Source organism: Streptomyces sp. 5-10 (assembly GCF_014712245.1).
Lineage (GTDB): Bacteria > Actinomycetota > Actinomycetes > Streptomycetales > Streptomycetaceae > Streptomyces > Streptomyces violaceusniger.
Window position 1 is genome coordinate 250,410 of the sequence record NZ_JACVYG010000003.1, and the last position, 18,520, is coordinate 268,929.

Sequence of the window (18,520 nt, forward strand, 5' to 3'; positions counted from 1 at the left end):
TGGTCGTGAGTTCCCGGGAGTCGTGGGCCGTTCGGCAAAGGCCCGCCGTTGGGTGGCAGAGTCGTACCGCTCACCCCTCGCCGGGGCGCACCACGACGGCTTCGGCCTCGACCCGTCCGCTGTGCTCGAAGCGGAGGGTGAAGGGCACCACGTCTCCCCTCCTCCAATGCGCCGTGACCGGGACGGTCACATCACTGGTCTCCGGTGACATGTCGAGGGCGCCGCCCGCCGGAACCGGCAGTGACTTTGTGGTCTGCCGGTACGCGGCGCCTCTTCCGGTCATCCGGTGACGGCTGAGGGAGATCTCCCCGGTGACCGCCGAGGAGGTGACCCCGACCAACCGGTCCCGCGCACCGCCCGTGTTGGTGATCCGGAAGAACGCCGCGGTCTTCGGCAGGTCCGGGGACGGCAGGAAGAGCCGTGCCCCGGTGACGCCGATCCGTGGGGGGCTGCCCGCGTTGCCCTTGGCGGTCCACGCGGCGAGGCCACCGAGCGCGAGGACGAAGGCGCAGACCGGAGCGACCGCGGCCAGGAGGGAGTCCCTGATCCGACGGGGGCTGGGCGTCCAGGAGGCGTATGTCATCGGGCGGTTCTCCACCTCGGTGTCGGGCGACGGATCCGGAAAATGCGGCCCGCAAGCGGCGGACACGGGCGTCACCGTGGCATCCGGGTGACAGGACGGGAGGGACGCCTGCCGGCCGGCGACGGCTGCCAGGCGCGCAGGCGCAGGCTGTTGCCGACCACGAGCAGGGAGCTGGCGGACATCGCGGCGGCGGCGAGCATGGGGTTGAGCAGTCCGACCATGGCCAGCGGCACGGTGACGAGGTTGTAGCCGAAGGCCCAGAGCAGGTTGGCCCTGATGGTGCTCACAGTGGCGCGGGCGAGTCGGATGGCGTCCGCCAGGGCCTCGATGTCCCCGCGGACCAGGGTCACGTCGGACGCTCCGATGGCCACGTCCGTGCCCGTGCCCATCGCGATGCCCAGGTCGGCGCCAGCCAGGGCGGCCGCGTCGTTGACCCCGTCGCCGACGACGGCGACCCGGCGGCCGCTCTCCCTCAGCGCGCGCACGAGGTCGGCCTTGGCCTCGGGCGTGCACCGGGCGTGTACCTCCTCGATGCGCACGTGGGCGGCGACCGCTCGGGCGGGCGCCTCGTGGTCGCCCGTGGCGAGCACCGGGCGTACTCCCAGGCGCTTCAGCCGGTCCACGGCCCGGTAGCTCTCAGGCCTGAGCACGTCGCCGACCTCGATCAGCGCCTCGGTGACGCCGTCGACGCGGACCACGACCGTGGTGTGGGCGGCCGCCTCGGCGGCGGGGAGCGCCTCGGCGAGCGGCCCGGGCAACACCTCGTCCGGGGCCAGAACCTCCACCAGTCTGCCGTCCACCCGGCCGCGCACGCCCCGGCCCGGCAGCGCGGCGAAGTCGGCCGCGTCCGGAAGTGGCTGTCCGGAAGCGGCCCGCCGTGCGTACGCGGTGACAGCGCGTCCGAGGGGATGCTCGGAACCCTGCTCGACCGCGCCCGCGAGCCGGACCGCCGGCTGTTCGCCGACGCCGTCCGGCACGGCCGTGACCCGGACGACGCTCATGTGCCCGCAGGTGAGGGTGCCGGTCTTGTCGAGCACCACGGCATCGATGTGCTCAAGGCCCTCCAACGCCCGCGGGCCACTGACCAGAACGCCCAGTTGAGCCCCGCGGCCCGTCGCGGCCATCAGCGCGGTCGGGGTCGCCAGGCCCAGGGCACAGGGGCAGGCCACGACCAGCACGGCCACGCACGCGGTGATCGCGGCCTGAGGTTCGGCTCCGGCGCCGAGCCAGAATCCGAGCACGGTGGCGGCCAGGGTGAGCACGACCGGTACGAAGACTCCGGCGGCCCGGTCGGCCAGCCGCTGTGCTTTCGCCTTGCCTGCCTGGGCCTCGGTCACCAGCCGGGTGATACGGGCCAGTTGGGTGTCCGCGCCGACGGCGGTGGCCCGGACCAGCAGCAGGCCACCCACATTGACGGCACCGCCGACGACGGGTTCGCCCGGTCCGACCTCGACGGGCTCGCTCTCCCCGGTGACCAGCGCGAGATCCACCGCCGAACTGCCCCCGGTGACGACTCCGTCCGTGGCCACACGTTCACCCGGCCGGACGACGAAGATCTGCCCGACCCGCAGTTCCTCGATGGGGACCAGACGCTCGCCCGCGGCGTCCCGTACGGCCACTTCCTTCGTCGCCAGCCGTGCGAGGGAACGCAGAGCCGCACCGGTGCCCCGCCGCGCCCTCGCCTCCAGGTAGCGGCCCGCCAGGACGAACAGGGGTACGCCGACCGCCGCCTCGAGGTAGATGTGGGCGACACCGTCCGAGGCCATGGGCATCAGGCCGAACGACATCCGCATGCCGGGGGCGCCCGCTCCACCGAGGAACAGCGCGTAGGAGGACCACGAGAACGAGGCGGCCACACCGAGCGAGACGAGGGTGTCCATGGTGGCCGCCGAGTGCCGCAGCCCGGATACGGCCCTGCGGTGGAACGGCCAGGCTCCCCAGACCGCCACGGGCGCGGCGAGCACGAAGCACAGCCACTGCCAGTTGCGGAACTGCCACCCGGGCACCATCGACAGGACCAGCACCGGCAGCGCGAGCAGCGCGGTGACGAGCAGCCGGTCCCGCTCGCGCCGGTCCGCCTCCACGGAGTCACCGCCGGCTTCCCACCGCTCTTCCCGGCGCGGCGGTTCGGGGAGCGCGGCCGTGTATCCCGCGCTCCGGACAGCCTCGACGAGCTGCTCGACGCCTGTCTCGCGGGGGTGGTGGACACGGGCCCGTCCGCTCACCAGGTTCACCGTCGCGGTGACCCCCTCCAGCCTGCTCAGCTTCCTCTCGACCCGCTTCACGCAGGCGGCACAGGTCATGCCACCGATCATCAAGTCGGTCTCCACCCGCACGGAGACCGGATCCGTGGCCATCAGTGCCCGCCTCCGCGGCCCATGTCCATGCCTCCCATGCCCGGCTCGTCGCCGTGGCGTCCGCCCTCCGGGTCGTCTCCCACCACTCCTGGACCGTGCATGCCGGGGGCGACGGGCCCCATGTGGGCGCCCACGGCGTAGGAGGCCGTGAACACGATGGCGAGCAGCAGAAGGAAGCCGCACAGCGCGGGCGGTGGCAGCGCGCGGGGCGGCCGCGTCGTGTTACGAGTGGGTTCCTGCCCGGTTTGTGCCATGTGCCAAGTCTTTCGAATCGCGTCACGGATTTCGCCGGTCCGGTACAGGGGGTCGGCCCGATCGACGGGCCAGGTCCCGGCCCCGCGGATTCACACCAGCAGGACGAACACCACCGCCATACCCAGTGCCATCGCGCCGTGGCAGCCGAGATCCAACGCGTCGCGCTCGGCCGGTGCCGAGGGGTGCCGCGGCCCGGTGGTGCCATCGAGCCGGGCGGCGTCGAATCCCCGCGCCAGCCACCGCAGGGCGAGCAGGAGGAGCAGCCCGGCCAGCAGTCCGGCGGTCAGTCGCGGCCCGGTTCCGGTGAGGGTCATGGCCACGGCACCGGACCCACCGGACATGTCCATCCCGGGCATGTCCGCCATCCCGCCGGAGCCGCCGTGCCCCGACATGGACGAGGACGAGACCATCGCGGCGGCCATCCAGGCCATCGCACCCATCATCACCACGTGCGGTAGGGCACCCGACAGCGCGTGCGCGGCGGAGAGTGGAGCCGGGCGGGCCAGGGCCACCCCTGCGAACCACGCCCCGCCCAGCGTGAACAGGATGATCTGCGGCCGGGCGGGGAGGTCCATGCCCCACGGCCAGACCATCGCCACCATGGCGAAGGCCATCATCGCGTGCAGCAGATGCGCGACTCTCCCGGCGGCGCCCGGTCCGCCACCGGCGCGTTCGGGTGCAACGGCACGCCGCACGGCGGAGAGGGCGGGCACGAGGAACAGCACGGTCAGGACCCAGCGCAGCCCCGTCGCGGCGATCATCGGACCACCGCCGTGCGACGGCGCTCAGGAACGTCCGGCAATGTCACCCGTTCCTCGGGCGTGGTCGGCCTGTGGGGCATCGCTGAACCTTCTCTCGAGTAGTGCGGAGACCGTGAGCAACGGCGTATCCCGCTTCGGTGATGGCGGCGCGCACCCGCTCGTCGTCGACTGTGTCGCCGCCCACAGTGGCCTCGTTGCGCGGGAAATCGACGCTCACGTCGCTGACCCCGGCCATACGTGCGTATGCGCACCGGTGTTCACGTCAGCCACCGGCCGTCTGAGCCGGTTGCCCGCGCCGGTCGGCCAGGCGGCCGAGCGCGAGGTCGATGACCAGGAAGGCGGCCAAGGGAATGCCGAGGAGCGGCAGGTAGTACCCGAGGACCGCGACGACGACGGTCAACACCGCGAGGACGTACGACGGCACCTGCCGCCAGGCGCCGCGCGGGATGGGGCGGCCGAAGGCACCGGCCCGACCGCGCTGCCACCACATCCGGTAGCCCCACACGATCAGGAAGATCAGGGCGAGCGCGAGGGCGGCCAGGGCGATCTGGTTGGGGAGCCCGAACAGACTCCCCATGTGGGCGTCGATGCCCCAGCGGGAGAGCTTGGCCAGCAGGGGATAGTCGGCGAACCGCACCACATCGGTGACCTGGCCGGTCGCCGGGTCGACGGCGGCGGCGTCCTGCTTCTCGGGCCAGCTGCGCTGGATCTGGCTGACGGTGTACGCGGTGCCGGGCCCGGCGGGCGGGACGATCTCCACCGGGTTGCCCAGTCCCTCGGCACGCGCGGCCTTCAGCACGGCGTCGACGCCGACATCGGCGGATTCGCCGCCCTTTCCGCTCGACCCGCCCATGTCCATGCCCTCCATGCCCTGCATGGAGCCGTGTCCGGCGTGTTCGCCGCCGACGGCGGAGCTGACGGCCGGAGTGGCCTGGCCGAGGGAGGCGCGGAGGTCGGTGACGTTCGCGCCCGCGTACGTGGACCACGTCAGACCGGTCGCGGACAGGAAGAACAGCCCCAGCGCCGCCCAGACCCCGACCGAGCCGTGAAAGGACATCGTCCGCCTGCGGCCCGTGGCGGACCGGTCCGGCAACGCCGTGGCACGGAGCTTCCGCTTCGCCGAGCCCTTGCGGCGGCGGGCGATCCACAGCACCAGACCGCCGCCGGTGATCACCCACAGCCAACTGGCGGCGAGCTCGCTGTAGAGACGGCCAGTGTCGCCGAGATGCAGATTGCGGTGCAGATCGTCGATCCAGGTGCGCAGCGGCAGCGCGCCACTGGTGCCGTACTGCTCCAGCGCGCCCCGCACCTTCCCCGTGTACGGGTCGACGAAGACGGCCAGCTTGTGCTCGGGGTCGACACCCTTGACGCCGGAGAGCAGCACGCGCGTCGTGGCACCCGCCTCCGGTGAGGGGCGGATCGCGCCGATCTCCCCCTCGGGGTGGGCCTCGCGGGCGGCGGCGATCTGCTGGGAGAGCGGCAGCTCGCTCTTGCCGGCCGGGACCCGCAGCTCGTGGTCGTAGACGATCTTCTCGGCCTGGAGGGAGCCCGCGTAGAGAAGCCCGGTCGCGGCGGCCACCAGCAGGAAGGGCGCGACGAGGACACCCGCGTAGAAGTGCAGTCGCAGGGCCAACGGGCGCAGAGCCGACCAGCCACCAGGACCCGCGCCCGAGTCCGATGTCCGGGGTGCGGCGCCGGGCTGTGGCGCGTCAGGCCGGTGTGGTCCGTCCTCGGTGTCGGCGGCGACGGGTTCGGCGGACATGGGAACTCCTGGCTCGGGGACGATGCTGGTCGGCCGGAGCCGCACCAGCCCAGTAGTCGGGCCTCCGGAGGAAGGAGTTCCGGAGATGTGGCGTGACGTACGCCACAGAGCATGGCCGAACGTTCGTGCCGCCGTACCGACCCTGCCGTCCGTGGCGCCCCCGGGTGTGGTGGAGTGGCGACCGCTCGCCCTCCGCCGCACCCGGCCCCTCCGCTTGACTGGGTGGACAGGTGTGCCCCGGCCGCTGCCACGTCGGACTTTCCGCTCTCCGCCGGGCCGGGGCGGAAACCTCTCACAGCTCAGATGTCGGCTGACACGCCCCGGCAGTTCCCGGCCGGGCCGGTTTTTCTCCTTGTGTGACAGAGCCTCCGTACGGTGAGCGGTCGACCGCCCCGGACCGTAAAGGTGAGCGAACCCCGGCCGTTTCCGCCGAGCCCGCACAGAGGAGTGCCGAAGATGCCGTTGACCGATACCTCCTCGACGCCGCGACCGGCGCCCGACGGAGCGGAGCCGCGCGTCGCCCGGGCGCGGCGCGCACTGCCGCCTCCCGCCCTGACCGGGTTTCTCGTCCTCCTGGCGGTGTTGATGGCCGCCTCCTACGCGGTGGGGCGGGCGGCCGGTCCAGTGGCGCCCGGTATCCATCGGAGTGTGCCGCAGGACGGCGGGGCCGGAGGCATGGATACCCACGGCATGGGGCCGCAGGACCCCAGCGCTAGGGGAGGGGCCCGATGAGCGAGCGGCCGGACACCGCGTCCGATCCGATCACCTCGTCCGGCGTGTCCGCGCGCACCACCGACCTGCTGATCGGCGGGATGACGTGCGCGGCCTGCGTGGCCCGGGTGGAGAAGAAACTGGCCCGCGTCGAAGGCGTGAGCGCCACCGTGAACCTGGCCACCGGCACGGCGCGGGTCTCCCACCCGGCCACCGTGGCCCCGGCGGAGCTGATCGCCACCGTCGAACGGGCCGGTTACACCGCCGAGCTCCCCGCGCCTCCCGCCGCCACCGGAGAAGACGACAGTCGATCGCCCCGGGACGGGGCTGACGACGGGCCAGGCCGCGATGAGGTCGTCGACCTCGAACGGCTCGTCATCACGGCGGTGCTGGCGCTGCCCGTGATCGCCATCTCGATGGTCCCCGCCTGGCAGTTCGAGCGATGGCAGTTTGCCTGTTTTTCCCTCGCCACGCCGGTCGCGACCTGGGGTGCGTGGCCCTTCCATCGGCGGGCGTTGCGCGGTCTGCGGCATGCCACGGCCACCATGGACACCCTGGTGTCCGTCGGCGTCCTCACGTCGTTCGCCTGGTCGGCGTACGCCCTGCTCTGGGGCGGCGCGGGCGTGACGGGGATGCGCATGCCGTTCAGCCTGCTGCCCTCGGCCGACGACGGGGTGCCCCATATCTATCTGGAGGCGGCGGTCGCCGTACCCCTGTTCGTCCTCCTCGGGCGGCATCTGGAGTCGCGGGCCCGGCACCGGAGCGGCTCGGCGCTGCGGGCGCTCGCCGAACTCGGCGCCAAGGACGTGGAGTTGAGGGAACCGGGCGGCAATCGCCGCGTCCCGGTGGCCGAACTCACCACGGGAGGGGAGTTCGTGGTGCGCCCCGGCGAGAAGGTCGCCACGGACGGTGTGGTGGTCGAGGGTGGCTCGGCGCTGGACCTCTCCCTGGTCACCGGCGAGAGCGCACCGGTCGAGGTGACCCCCGGCACCGCCGTCGTCGGTGGCGCCGTCAACTCCGGCGGGATACTCGTCGTGCGCGCCACAGCGGTCGGCGCCGACACCCAACTCGCCCGCATCACCCGTCTGGTGACCGAGGCGCAGGCGGGCAAGGCCCGGATCCAACGGCTCGCCGACGCGGTGGCGGGAGTCTTCGTGCCGGTGATCGTGGCGATCGCCGGCACCGTGCTGAGCTTCTGGCTCGGCGCGGGCGCGGCGGGTGAGACGGCCGTCACCGCGTCCGTGGCCGTGCTCGTGGTGGCCTGCCCGTGTGCGCTGGGGCTCGCCACACCGACCGCGTTCCTGGTGGCCAGTGGACGAGGGGCGCAACTCGGCGTCCTCGTCCGCGGCCCGGAGGCGCTGGAGCGGCTGCGCCGCGTGGACACCGCGGTCTTCGACAAGACCGGCACACTCACCACAGGGCACATGACGCTGATCGACACGACCGTGGCGGAGGGCGGTCCGGAGGCGAGGGAGGTGCTCCGGCTGGCCGCGGCCGTGGAGCAGGGCTCCGAGCACCCCATCGGCCGGGCGGTGGTCGCGGCCGCCCGCCGCGAGGAGGACGGGGTCGCGCGGCTGCCGGAGGTGACGGGCTTCCGGGCTGTTGCCGGTGAGGGCGTGTCCGGGCGTGTGGACGGCCGTGAGGTGCGGGTACGCCGCCCCCGGCCGTCGGAACCCCTGCCGGAGCCGTTGCGCCGGGCGCGCGAGGCCGCCGAACGCGCCGCGCACACCGCCGTGATCGTGGAGATCGACGACCGCCCCACGGGGCTGCTCGCCGTCGGGGACAGCCTGCGGCCCACCAGTCGCGAGGCGGTGCGCGAAGTACGTGCGCTGGGCATCGAGCCGGTACTGGTGACCGGTGACGGCGCCGCCCCCGCCCATGCGATGGCGGAACGGGCGGGCATCGACACGGTCCACGCCGGAGTGACCCCGGAGGAGAAGGAACGTATCGTCACCGCACTGCGCGAGCAGGGCCGGTGCGTCGCGGTGATCGGCGACGGGGTCAACGACGCCGCCGCGCTGGCCTCCGCCGATCTGGGGATGGCGATGGGCGGCGGCACCGACGCCGCGATCGGCGCGGCCGACATCACCCTCGTACGCAACGACATGCTGGCCGTCGTCGACGCCATCCGGCTCACCCGGCGCACACTGAGCACCATCCGCGCCAACCTCGTCTGGGCCTTCGGCTACAACGTGGTCACCGTTCCGCTGGCCGCGACCGGCTGGCTCAACCCCATGGTGGCGGCCGCGGCCATGTCCGCGAGTTCGGTCCTGGTCGTCACCAACAGCCTGCGGCTGCGGTACTACACCCCCGGCGGGTGGCAGACCGGCACCCTGCCCGCTCCCCTCTCCCCCTACGGCCCCGCGGCCACCGAGCACGGCTACCCGGGAAGGAAGTCCGATGTCCTCAGCGACCGATGACCGCACCGCACCACGACGGCGCCTGAGGGAGACGACGGCCCGGGGAATACGGGCGGCACTGGTGCCGGTGGGCGGCTGCGCACTCGCGTTGGCCCTGCTCACGGGGTACACGGCGACCGGGGCGGCGGGTGAGCCCACACCGAGGATCCGGGTCAGTGGCGGCCGTATCGTCCCGTCCAACGGGCAGACGGCTGCCGCCTACTTCACGATTCGCAACGTCGGGGACACGGACGACACCCTGGTCTTCGCCGACTCCCCGGAGCTGGGAGTCTCCATGCTGCGCGCGCCCGACCGGAAGCGCCCGGGTACCGTCCGGCGGCCGAAGGCAGTGACCGTACGCGCGCACAGCACACTGCGGATGTCCCGGCAAGGCATCCACGTCGCCCTCCTCGACCCCCCGACGCTGCAGCCGGGAGAGCGGGTGCCCTTCAACCTGTGGTTCTCCGGACGCGGCCGGGTCGGGGCCGAGGCGGTGCGATCGCATCTCACCGATCGTTGAGGGCGCGGCCTGCGCGAAAAGAGGGCCCTCACAGGTATTGACCTGCGAAGACCCTCTACACCGCCGGGACGACAGGATGTGAACCTGCGGCCCCTTGACCCGTGGTGCCGTCTCCGGAAGCAGCCAAGCCATAGATCCGATCTCTCACGACCCCACGACCCTTGATGGGACGTAATGGCGCCCAACCCCTCCCCAGTTATCGGATGACTCGGTAACGTATCGGCCTCGGGAGGCAACGATGCCGAGATCTTACCGACGCTCCGCAGTGGCATTTCTGCTCTGCGGCGTCCTGGCCATGACGCTCTTCATCACCGGGCCCGCACAGGCGAAGGACTCCGCCTGGACCGTGCGCGGCCCCTCGCCCCGCTCCGGTCCGCTCGCCCAGCTGCGGCTTGACGGCGCATCGGGAGCGCTGACGCTCCAGGTGTCCCGGGGCGGACGTACGGTGGTCGAGCCCTCGCCCGTGGGCATCGTCACCGAGCGGGCGGATCTGTCGCACGGGCTGGGCTATCTGGGGCGCCACGACCGCACCGTCGTGGAGCACTACCGGTCGACGGCCGGCAAGGAGCGCTCGCGCGCCGCGCGGATGACCGAGACCCGCTTCCGGTTCCGGGGCGACGGGAACGCCCGGCTGGACCTCGTGGTGCGGGTATCGGACGACGGGGTCGCCTACCGCTACGACCTGCCCTCCGGCAGCGGCGATGTCCTCGGCGAGACCTCGGCCTTCACCCTGCCCCCGGACGCGGCCGCGTGGCTGGGCGACTACCGCAAGGACAACGAGAACCTGTTCAAGGAGTACACCGCGGCGACCGCGCCCACCGGTGAGTACATGGCGCAGGCGCTCTTCGAGACCGGCGGCGGCTACGCCCTGATCGCGGAGTCGGATCTGACCGGCCGCTACTCCGCGGCCCGGCTGATCCACCAGCAGGGGGCGCCCACGTACCGTATCGGCCTGTGGGACGAGCGGGTCGAGTCCGACGGGCCGCTCAGCACACCCTGGCGCGCCCTGATCGTGGGCGATCTGCCGACCGTCACCCAGTCCACCTTCACCGACGATCTGGCACCGGCGTCGCGCGTCGCCGACACCTCGTGGATCCGGCCCGGCCCCGCCCTGTGGACCTGGCTCGCGGGCGGCAAGCCGGCCGGGCAGAGCCTGTCGATGCAGAAGGGGTACGTGGACTACGCGGCCCAGCGCGGATGGCCGTATGTGGTGGTCGACGCGGGCTGGTACTTCGACCCCGACCAGTGGGACGTCACCGATCCCGACTGGCAGAAGAACAGCTGGATCCCGCAGCTCGTGGACTACGCCCGCGAGCGGCGGGTGGGCATCCAGGTCTGGATCCACCACCGTGACCTCGACACCGCCGAGGAGCGCGAGCAGTGGCTGCCCACCCTGGAGCGGTGGGGGGTGAAGGGCGTCAAGATCGACTTCATGGACTCCGAGTCCCAGGAGACGCTGGGCTGGTACGACGAGATCCTCAAGGGCACCGCGGCCCACCATCTGCTCGTCAACTTCCACGGCTCGACGATCCCCAAGGGCATTCAGCGCACCTGGCCGCAGGTGATGACGATGGAGGGCGTGAACGGCGAGGAGAAGCGGACCAACACCCCGCAGCACCTGGCGACGCTGCCCTTCACCCGCAATGTCATCGGCTCCATGGACTTCACCCCCGGGGCCTTCCACCGGCCCCAGCGCCCCAACGCGGCGTCGGACGCGGGCGAGGTCGGCCTGTCGGTGCTCTACGAGTCCGGGATCCAGAACCTGGCGGGCACCCCGGAGTCGTACGACGCCCGTCCGCTCGCCCGCCGGTTCCTGGAGCAGATCCCGGCCACCTGGGACCGCACCCGGCTGCTGGCGGGGCGGCCGGGTGAGAGCGCGGTGCTCGCCCGCGCCAGCGGCTCGCGGTGGTTCATCGGCGGTACGTTCACCGGCCCCGCGCACACCGCCGAGGTGCCGCTGCGGCTGGAGCCGGGCCGCTGGCTGGTCGATCTGATCCTGGACGGCCCGGACGGTCTGGTCCGCAGGCCCACGGTGGTGCGCGGCGGGCAGACCCTGTCCGTGCCGGTCACGGCGGACGGCGGGTTCGCCGCCATCGCCTGCCGCTGGCGGCCCGGCCTGTCGACCTGCGACCGCCCCTGACCGTCCCCCTCTCAGGCGGACACCCCGTCCAGGACGCCCGTCCAGATGCCGATCGCCGGAAGGCAGGCGCCGGCCGCGAAGACCCATGCGGCGGCGTATGCCCGCCGTCAACTCCCGTGCCCGGCACCGGCACGGCGCGGGGGCTTGCGCGTGCGGGTCCAGTCCACCAACTGCCGGGCGGTCCAGGTGGTGATGACGCGCTCCGCCGGCACCCCGCATTCCACGGCCCGGGCGCATCCGCCTGGCTGCCAGTCGAGCTGGCCGGGCGCGTGGGCGTCGGTGTCGATGGAGAAGAACGTCCCCACCCGCACGGCCTCCCGCAGCAGCCTGCGCGGCGGATCCAGCCGCTCCGGGCGGCAGTTGATCTCCACGGCGGTGCCCGCCGCCGCGCAGGCGCCGAAGACCTCCTCATGGTCGAAGGCCGACTCGGGGCGTTTGCCGCCGAGCAGCCGTCCGGTGCAGTGGCCCAGCACATCGACCAGCGGATCGCTGACGGCGGTGACCATCCGGCGGGTCATGGGGCGGGCGTCCATCCGCAGCTTGGAGTGGACCGAGGCCACGACCACGTCCAGCTGGTCCAGCAGCTCCGGGTCCTGGTCCAGGGAGCCGTCGGGGAGGATGTCGACCTCGATCCCGGTGAGCAGCTGGAACGGGGCGAGCTTCGCGCGCAGCTCCGCCACCACCTCCAGCTGGGCGCGCAGCCGGTCCGCCGAGAGGCCGCGGGCCACCGTCAGCCGCGGGGAATGGTCGGTCAGCACCGCCCACGTGTGCCCCAGCCGCGCCGCCGTACGGGCCATCAGCTCGATCGGGGAGCCACCGTCGGACCAGTCCGAGTGCATATGGCAGTCCCCGCGCAGCGCGGCGCACAGCTTCGCCGCGTCCTCGTCGGGCTCGCGCCCGGCCTCGGCGGCCTCGGCCTCCAGCTTCGCCAGATACCCGGGCACCTGGTCCTTCAGCGCCTCCTGGACCACCTGCGAGGTCTTGGGGCCAAGGCCCTTGAGCGACCGGAGGGTGCCGTTCGCGGCGCGCCGCTCCACCTCCTGGGGGTCCAGGTCGGCGAGCACCGACTGGGCCGTGCGGAAGGCACGCACCCGGTAGGTCGGCGCCTGGGCGCGCTCCAGGAGAAACGCGATCCGGTCCAGGGCCTCCAGGGGGTCCATCGGGCGCTCCTCGCTGTGGGTGGCGTGGTGGCGTGCGGGGTGTGGCGTGGCGTGCGGGTGTCATGACGTGGGGCGTCCGTACCTCAGGCGCGGCGGTTCGGACGGCGGCCGGGGGGCTGGCGGGGTTCGGGACGTGCCGTCAGCTCGTCGATGTCGCAGGTCCGGGGGGTCTTCTCGGAGACGGTGATGGGCCGGCCGTAGTGCCGGATCTCCAGGGGGGCGCCCTCGGCCACGGAGTAGGTGACGGAGCGGTTGGTGATCTCCACCCGCAGCCTCCGGCCCAGCACCTGCATGGTGAAGGCGAGCCGGGCCAGCTTCTCGGGGAGCTTGGGCGAGAACTCCAGCCTGCCGTCGCGGTGCCGCATCCCGCCGAACCCGGCGACCAGGGCGATCCAGGTGCCGGCGAGCGAGGCGATGTGCAGACCGTCGCGGGTGTTGTGCTCCAGGTCCTTCAGATCCATCAGGGCCGCCTCGCCCAGGTAGTCGTAGGCGAGCCGCAGATGGCCGACCTCGGCGGCCATGACGGCCTGGGCGCATGCGGAAAGCGAGGAGTCCCGGACCGTCAGCCGCTCGTAGTAGTCGAAGTTGCGTGCCGTCTGCTCCTCGGTGAAGCACTCGCCGCGCAGATACATCGCCAGCACCAGGTCGGCCTGTTTGACCACCTGTTTGCGGTACAGGTCGAAGTAGGGGAAGTGGAGCATCAGCGGGTACTGGTCGGCGTGGGTGCCCTGGAAGTCCCACTCCTGGTGGCCGGTGAAGTCCGCGGACTGCTCATGGACGCCCAGGGTCTTGTTGTACGGGACGGTCATGGACTCGGCGGCGTCCCGCCAGGCGGCGGCCTCCTCGTCGTCGACGCCCAGTTCGGCGCCCTTGTCCGGGTGGCGTTCGACGATGTCAGCGGCGGCCCGCAGGTTCGACTGGGCCATGAGGTTGGTGTAGACGTTGTCGTCCGCGATGGCGCTGTACTCGTCGGGGCCGGTCACCCCGTCGATGTGGAAGCGGCCGTGGTGGTCGTGGTGGCCGAGGGAGCGCCACAGCCGGGCGGTCTCCACCAGCAGTTCCACGGCGGTCTCGCGCTCGAACTCGTCGTCGCCGGTGGCGGCCACGTAACGCACCACCGCGTCCGCCACATCGGCGTTGACGTGGAAGGCCGCGGTGCCGGCCGGCCAGTAGGCGGAGCATTCCGAGCCGTCGATGGTGCGCCAGGGGAAGGCGGCGCCCTCGTGGCCCAGCTGCCGGGCCCGGTCCCGGGCGGCGGGCAGGATGGACTGCCGCCAGCGCAGCGCCTCGGCCACGGACTCGGGGAAGGTGTAGGTGAGCAGGGGCAGGACGAAGGTGTCGGTGTCCCAGAACGAGTGGCCGTCGTACCCGGAGCCGGTGAGGCCCTTGGCGGGGATGGCCCGTTCCTCGGCGCGGGCGCCGGCCTGGAGGACGTGGAAGAGGGCGAAGCGCACGGCCTGCTGGATCTCGGCATCCCCCTCGACCTCGACGTCGGCGCGGGACCAGAAGTCCTCCAGCCAGCCGCGCTGCTGGGCCACCAGGCCGCGCCAGCCGGTGCTGGCGGCCCCGGCCAGCGCGGCCTCGACCTGGTCCCGTACGGCGGGCAGCGAGCGGGCGCCGGACCAGCCGTAGGCCACCAACTTCTCCAGCCGCAGCACCTGGCCCGGCTCCAGCACCGAGGTGACGGTCAGCCGGGCCACGTCGTCGGCGCTCTCACTGGCGTAGCGGGTGGGCGGCGGCCCGGTGATCAGGTGGTCGGCGGCGGCCGCGACCCGCAGGCAGCTGGCCTCGGTGCAGTGGATCAGCCGCAGCCGCTTGTCGTCGGCGGCGTTCTCCTCGGGCTTGAGCGGGGACTCCAGGGCCTCGGCCACCCGGGGGTCGCCGCCGCGCTCGGGGAGCTGCTCGTTGGCGACCAGTTCGGACTGGACGACGACGCGGATCTGGGCGTCGACGGCCTCCACCTCGTAGGCGACGGCGGCGATGGCCCGCTGGGTGAGGGAGACCAGCCGGGTGGAGCGGACCCGCACGCTGATGCCGGAGGGGGAGGTCCATTCGCAGGTGCGGTGGAGCACTCCGCCGCGCAGATCGAGCACCCGCTCATGGGAGCGCAGCCGTCCGTAGCGCAGGTCGAAGGGCTCGTCGTCCACCAGCAGCCGGATGATCTTGCCATTGGTGACGTTGATCATGGTCTGGCCGGCCTCGGGGTAGCCGTATCCGGCCTCGGCGTAGGGCAGGGGACGCCGTTCGTACACCCCGTTGAGGTAGGAGCCGGGAAGGCCGTGGGGCTCCCCCTCGTCGAGGTTGGCACGCCAGCCGACATGGCCGTTGGAGAGCGCGAAGACCGATTCGCTCTGCGGCAGCAGATCGAGCCGGAGATCGGTCTCCCGCAGCAGCCAGGGGTCGACGGCATACGAGGAATCGGTGATCACGAGTCGTCCTCCAGCAGCTCGGCGAGATCCTTGACCACGATGTCGGCGCCGTGTGCGCGCAGCGCGTCGGCCTGGCCCACTCGGTCCACGCCGACGACACAGCCGAAGTGCCCGGAGTGCCCGGCCTCCATGCCGGCCAGGGCGTCCTCGAAGACGGCGGCCGCCCCGGGCCCGGTGGCCAGCTCCCGTCCGGCCTCCAGGAAGGTGTCGGGGTGCGGTTTGCCGGGCAGCTTGCGCTCGGCGGCGACCACACCGTCGATCCGCACCTCGAAGAGGTGCTCGATACCGGCGGCGATCAGCACATCGCGGCAGTTGGCGCTGGAGGAGACGACCGCGGTCCGCAGTCCCTCGGCGCGCACGGCCTCCACGAAGCGCACCGAGCCCGGGTACGCCTCCACTCCCTCCTCCCGGATCTTCTCCAGGACGAGGATGTTCTTGCGGTTGCCCAGGCCGTGCACGGTGTCCTTGTCGGGCGGGTCGTCCGGCTCGCCGTCGGGGAGCTCGATGTCCCGGGAGGCGAGGAAGGTGCGCACCCCGTCGGCGCGCGGACGGCCGTCCACGTACTCGTCGTAGTCACGGCCCGAGTCGAAGGGGCGGAAGGAGGGGCCGTCACGCCGCCGCAGGTACTCGTCGAACATCTGTTTCCACGCCGCCGCGTGCACCACCGCGGTGCGGGTCAGCACCCCGTCGAGGTCGAACAGGCAGGCTCGGATGCCATCGGGCAGGCAGAGCTTGGTCATGGCCCCCGGTTCCCCCGGGAACGCCGGAGTATGCGGGGGAAGGGGAAGCCTTCCCCCACTCAGCGGAGCGCGGCGCGCACTCGGCGCGGGGCGGGCGCGCTCAGCGACGGGTGCGCTCAGCGTCGGGGCGCTCGCTCAGCGCGGGCGGCGCTCAGCGCGGGCGGCGCTCAGCGCGGAGAGCAGTCAGCGGAGGGCACTCAGCTGGGGCGCTGGCTCACCACGGGACAGCGCGCGCTCAGCGCGGCACGACGGTGCGCCCCTCGCGGCCGGAACGGTCGGCGGCCTCCAGCACGGCGACGACCTCGCGGCCGAACCGTACGTCGCAGGGATCGGCCGCGCCGCCGTCGCGGGCCGCGCTCAGCAGCCGGTCGACGGCCGTGGCGAAGGCGTCCACCGCGGTGGTCCCCGCCTCGGGCACCGCGGCGATCCCCCGCTCGCCGTAGAAGTCGCAGGAGAAGCCCTGGGCGGCGGGCCGGGCGTCCAGGGTGAGCGCGAGCGTGCCGATGGCATCGGAGTGGTGGCGCAGCAGCACATGCGCCGCGCCGCGCGGCCCCTCCAGGGCGGTGACCTCGGCCACCGGTCCGAGCACCGGCAGCAGGACGGACAGCGAGTGCGGGCCGACGTCCCACAGCCCGCCGCGCTCCCGCCGCCAGCGGGAGCCGCCGTAGCGGCCGCCGGGCTGGAAGATCGAGGCGAAGGCGGTGGCGCGGCCGCCGTCCCAGCCACCGTCCGCCGCGGCCTGCTGGAGGAAGGTCTCGACGGGCGCCGCGAAGCGGTTGGTGAAGAACACGACCGAGGCCAGCCCGCGCTCGTCCACGGCGTGCACGATCCGGTCGGCCTCCTCGGTGCCGAAGGCCAGCGGCTTGTCCAGCAGCAGATGGCGCCCGGCCAGCGCGGCCCGCTCGGCGAGTCCGCTCTGGATGTCCGGCGGGAGGGCGATGGCCACGGCGTCCACGTCGGCGATGAGCGCGTCGGCGTCCGGGTAGGCACGGGTGCCCCAGCGGTCCGCCAGAGCCTGCGCCTTCGCCGGATCGCGCCCCCATATCCCGGCCAGTTCGGCCACGGGGTGCGCGGCGAGCGCCGCCGCGTGCGTCTCGGCCGCCCAGTGTCCGGTGCCCAGCACTCCGAACCGCACTGTCCGTCCCCCTCCGCGTGAAGCCGTGAAGCCATGAAGCCGTAAAGGCATGAAGCCGTGAAGCCGTGAAGCCCCCGGGGCCTTCCCCGGGTGTCGGCCGCGATCCTACGCCCGTACGGCCCGGGCGCTTCCGCCGAGCGCGGTACGCCCCTCCCCCGCCTGGCCGCCGGCGGATGCCGGTGACAGGGGGCGGTGCCAGGGTGAGGCCATGGCCGGCCACGGTGCGGGGGACGGCCGAAGCCCACCCTCACCGCTGGAGGAACCCGTGGCCCGTGGCTCGTCCCGCTCCCCCTCCCGCACACACCGGCGGCGTGCCACGGTCCGGGCCGCGGCGGCCCTGCTGCTGTGCGGGGCGGCGGTTCCGGCCTGCGCCTCCTCGAGCGAGCACGGGCCGGACCGGGCGGCGTCGGCGTCGGCGCGGCAGAGCGCGCTCCAGGCGTCGGCCGCGGCGAAGAAGAAGGCGGAGAAGAAGGCCGAACTGGCCCGGCTGCTGCCGGGGATGCCGCCCCCGCTGGACCCGCATGACCTCTACGCGGCCGACCGGCCGGGGAAGCTGTCCCGGACGGTGAAGGACTATCCGTCGCGGGTGTACGTGCCCAACACGCTCTCGGACACGGTGAGCGTCATCGACCCGGAGAAGTTCAAGGTCATCCGCACGTTCCGGGTGGGCCACCAGCCGCAGCACGTGGTGCCCTCGTGGGATCTGAAGACGCTGTGGGTCAACAACGACCTGGGGAACACCCTCACCCCCATCAACCCCGCCAACGGCCGGGTGGGCCGCCCGGTGGACGTCCACGACCCGTACAACCTCTACTTCACCCCGGACGGGAAGTACGCCGTGGTGATGGCCTCCATGGACCGGGCGCTGGTCTTCCGGGACGCGCACACCATGAAGGTGGTCAAGTCGGTGCCGGTGGACTGCTACGGGATCAACCACGCGGACTTCTCGCCGGACGGGCGCTACTTCATCGTCTCGTGCGAGTTCTCCGGTGAGCTGCTGAAGGTGGACACGGCGAAGAAGAAGGTGATCGCCAAGCAGCGGCTGCCGATCGCCGGGGCCATGCCGCAGGACGTCAAGATCTCGCCCAACGGCAAGACCTGGTACGTCGCCGACATGGTGGCGAACGGCCTGTGGGTGCTCAACGGCGACACCTTCGGCAAGCCGCGGCTGCTGCCCACCGGGAAGGGCACGCACGGCCTCTACGTCAGCCGCGACTCCCGTTCCCTGTACATCTCCAACCGCGGCGAGGGCACCATCTCGGTGCTGTCCTTCAAGACCGGCAAGCTGGTGCGGCGGTGGCGGCTCCCCGGCGGCGGCAGCCCCGACATGGGCGGGGTGTCCACCGACGGCAAGGTGCTGTGGCTCTCGGGCCGCTACAACGCCGAGGTCTACGCGATCGACACCCGCACCGGCCGGCTGCGCGCCCGGATCCCGGTCGGCGGCGGCCCGCACGGGCTCGCGGTCTACCCCCAGCCCGGCCGCTACTCCCTCGGCCACACCGGAATCTTCCGCTGAGGCGGTGTGCCCGAGGGCGCCCGTCCGGGGCTGTGTGTCGGCGCCCGCCCGG

At 72.7% G+C, this 18,520-nt stretch carries 13 protein-coding genes; 4 read left to right on the forward strand and 9 right to left on the reverse strand.

Features of this window, described 5'->3' with window-relative positions; translation table 11 throughout:
- Nucleotides 1-70: 70 nt before the first annotated feature.
- The 5 genes from IEJ02_RS05620 to IEJ02_RS05640 form a co-directional block, all read right to left on the reverse strand.
- Nucleotides 71-583, reverse strand: coding sequence for a copper chaperone PCu(A)C (locus tag IEJ02_RS05620; protein ID WP_191063666.1), 513 nt, complete (start codon nucleotides 581-583; stop codon nucleotides 71-73).
- Between the two features lie 71 nt (nucleotides 584-654).
- Entirely contained in the window at nucleotides 655-2,940 is a 2,286-nt protein-coding gene (locus IEJ02_RS05625) for a heavy metal translocating P-type ATPase (RefSeq protein ID WP_191063667.1), read from the reverse strand.
- Complete coding sequence (locus tag IEJ02_RS05630) at nucleotides 2,940-3,194, reverse strand: hypothetical protein (protein ID WP_191063668.1); 255 nt, start codon at nucleotides 3,192-3,194, stop codon at nucleotides 2,940-2,942. The genes IEJ02_RS05625 and IEJ02_RS05630 overlap by 1 nt, the downstream gene beginning before the upstream one ends.
- A gap of 90 nt (nucleotides 3,195-3,284) precedes the next feature.
- On the reverse strand, nucleotides 3,285-3,956 hold the full coding sequence (locus IEJ02_RS05635; protein ID WP_191063669.1) for a DUF5134 domain-containing protein: 672 nt from the start codon (nucleotides 3,954-3,956) through the stop codon (nucleotides 3,285-3,287).
- A gap of 262 nt (nucleotides 3,957-4,218) precedes the next feature.
- On the reverse strand, nucleotides 4,219-5,718 hold the full coding sequence (locus IEJ02_RS05640) for a PepSY-associated TM helix domain-containing protein (protein WP_191063670.1): 1,500 nt from the start codon (nucleotides 5,716-5,718) through the stop codon (nucleotides 4,219-4,221).
- 728 nt (nucleotides 5,719-6,446) lie between these two features.
- Here IEJ02_RS05640 and IEJ02_RS05645 point away from each other — a divergent pair.
- The 3 genes from IEJ02_RS05645 to IEJ02_RS05655 all read left to right on the forward strand — a co-directional run bounded on the left by IEJ02_RS05645 (nucleotide 6,447) and on the right by IEJ02_RS05655 (nucleotide 11,488).
- Nucleotides 6,447-8,849, forward strand: a complete 2,403-nt coding sequence (locus tag IEJ02_RS05645; RefSeq protein WP_191063671.1) for a heavy metal translocating P-type ATPase — start codon at nucleotides 6,447-6,449, stop codon at nucleotides 8,847-8,849.
- Nucleotides 8,830-9,348, forward strand: a complete 519-nt coding sequence (locus tag IEJ02_RS05650) for a copper chaperone PCu(A)C (RefSeq protein WP_191063672.1) — start codon at nucleotides 8,830-8,832, stop codon at nucleotides 9,346-9,348. The genes IEJ02_RS05645 and IEJ02_RS05650 overlap by 20 nt, the downstream gene beginning before the upstream one ends.
- A gap of 238 nt (nucleotides 9,349-9,586) precedes the next feature.
- Complete coding sequence (locus tag IEJ02_RS05655; RefSeq protein ID WP_191063673.1) at nucleotides 9,587-11,488, forward strand: glycoside hydrolase family 97 protein; 1,902 nt, start codon at nucleotides 9,587-9,589, stop codon at nucleotides 11,486-11,488.
- 107 nt (nucleotides 11,489-11,595) lie between these two features.
- On the opposite strand, the gene IEJ02_RS05660 is transcribed toward IEJ02_RS05655, so the two are convergent.
- From IEJ02_RS05660 to IEJ02_RS05675, 4 genes are all read right to left on the reverse strand, one after another.
- Nucleotides 11,596-12,648, reverse strand: coding sequence for a PHP domain-containing protein (locus IEJ02_RS05660; RefSeq protein ID WP_191063674.1), 1,053 nt, complete (start codon nucleotides 12,646-12,648; stop codon nucleotides 11,596-11,598).
- Between the two features lie 83 nt (nucleotides 12,649-12,731).
- Complete coding sequence (locus IEJ02_RS05665) at nucleotides 12,732-15,077, reverse strand: glycoside hydrolase family 65 protein (protein ID WP_191063675.1); 2,346 nt, start codon at nucleotides 15,075-15,077, stop codon at nucleotides 12,732-12,734.
- Entirely contained in the window at nucleotides 15,074-15,817 is a 744-nt protein-coding gene (locus IEJ02_RS05670) for an HAD family hydrolase (RefSeq protein WP_191063676.1), read from the reverse strand. The genes IEJ02_RS05665 and IEJ02_RS05670 overlap by 4 nt, the downstream gene beginning before the upstream one ends.
- Before the next feature lie 235 nt (nucleotides 15,818-16,052).
- Entirely contained in the window at nucleotides 16,053-16,952 is a 900-nt protein-coding gene (locus tag IEJ02_RS05675; RefSeq protein ID WP_191063677.1) for a Gfo/Idh/MocA family protein, read from the reverse strand.
- 265 nt (nucleotides 16,953-17,217) lie between these two features.
- Here IEJ02_RS05675 and IEJ02_RS05680 point away from each other — a divergent pair, with 265 nt between their 5' ends.
- Nucleotides 17,218-18,468: a YncE family protein gene (locus IEJ02_RS05680; RefSeq protein ID WP_191063678.1), complete on the forward strand. Its 1,251-nt coding sequence runs from the start codon at nucleotides 17,218-17,220 to the stop codon at nucleotides 18,466-18,468.
- Nucleotides 18,469-18,520 lie beyond the last annotated feature (52 nt).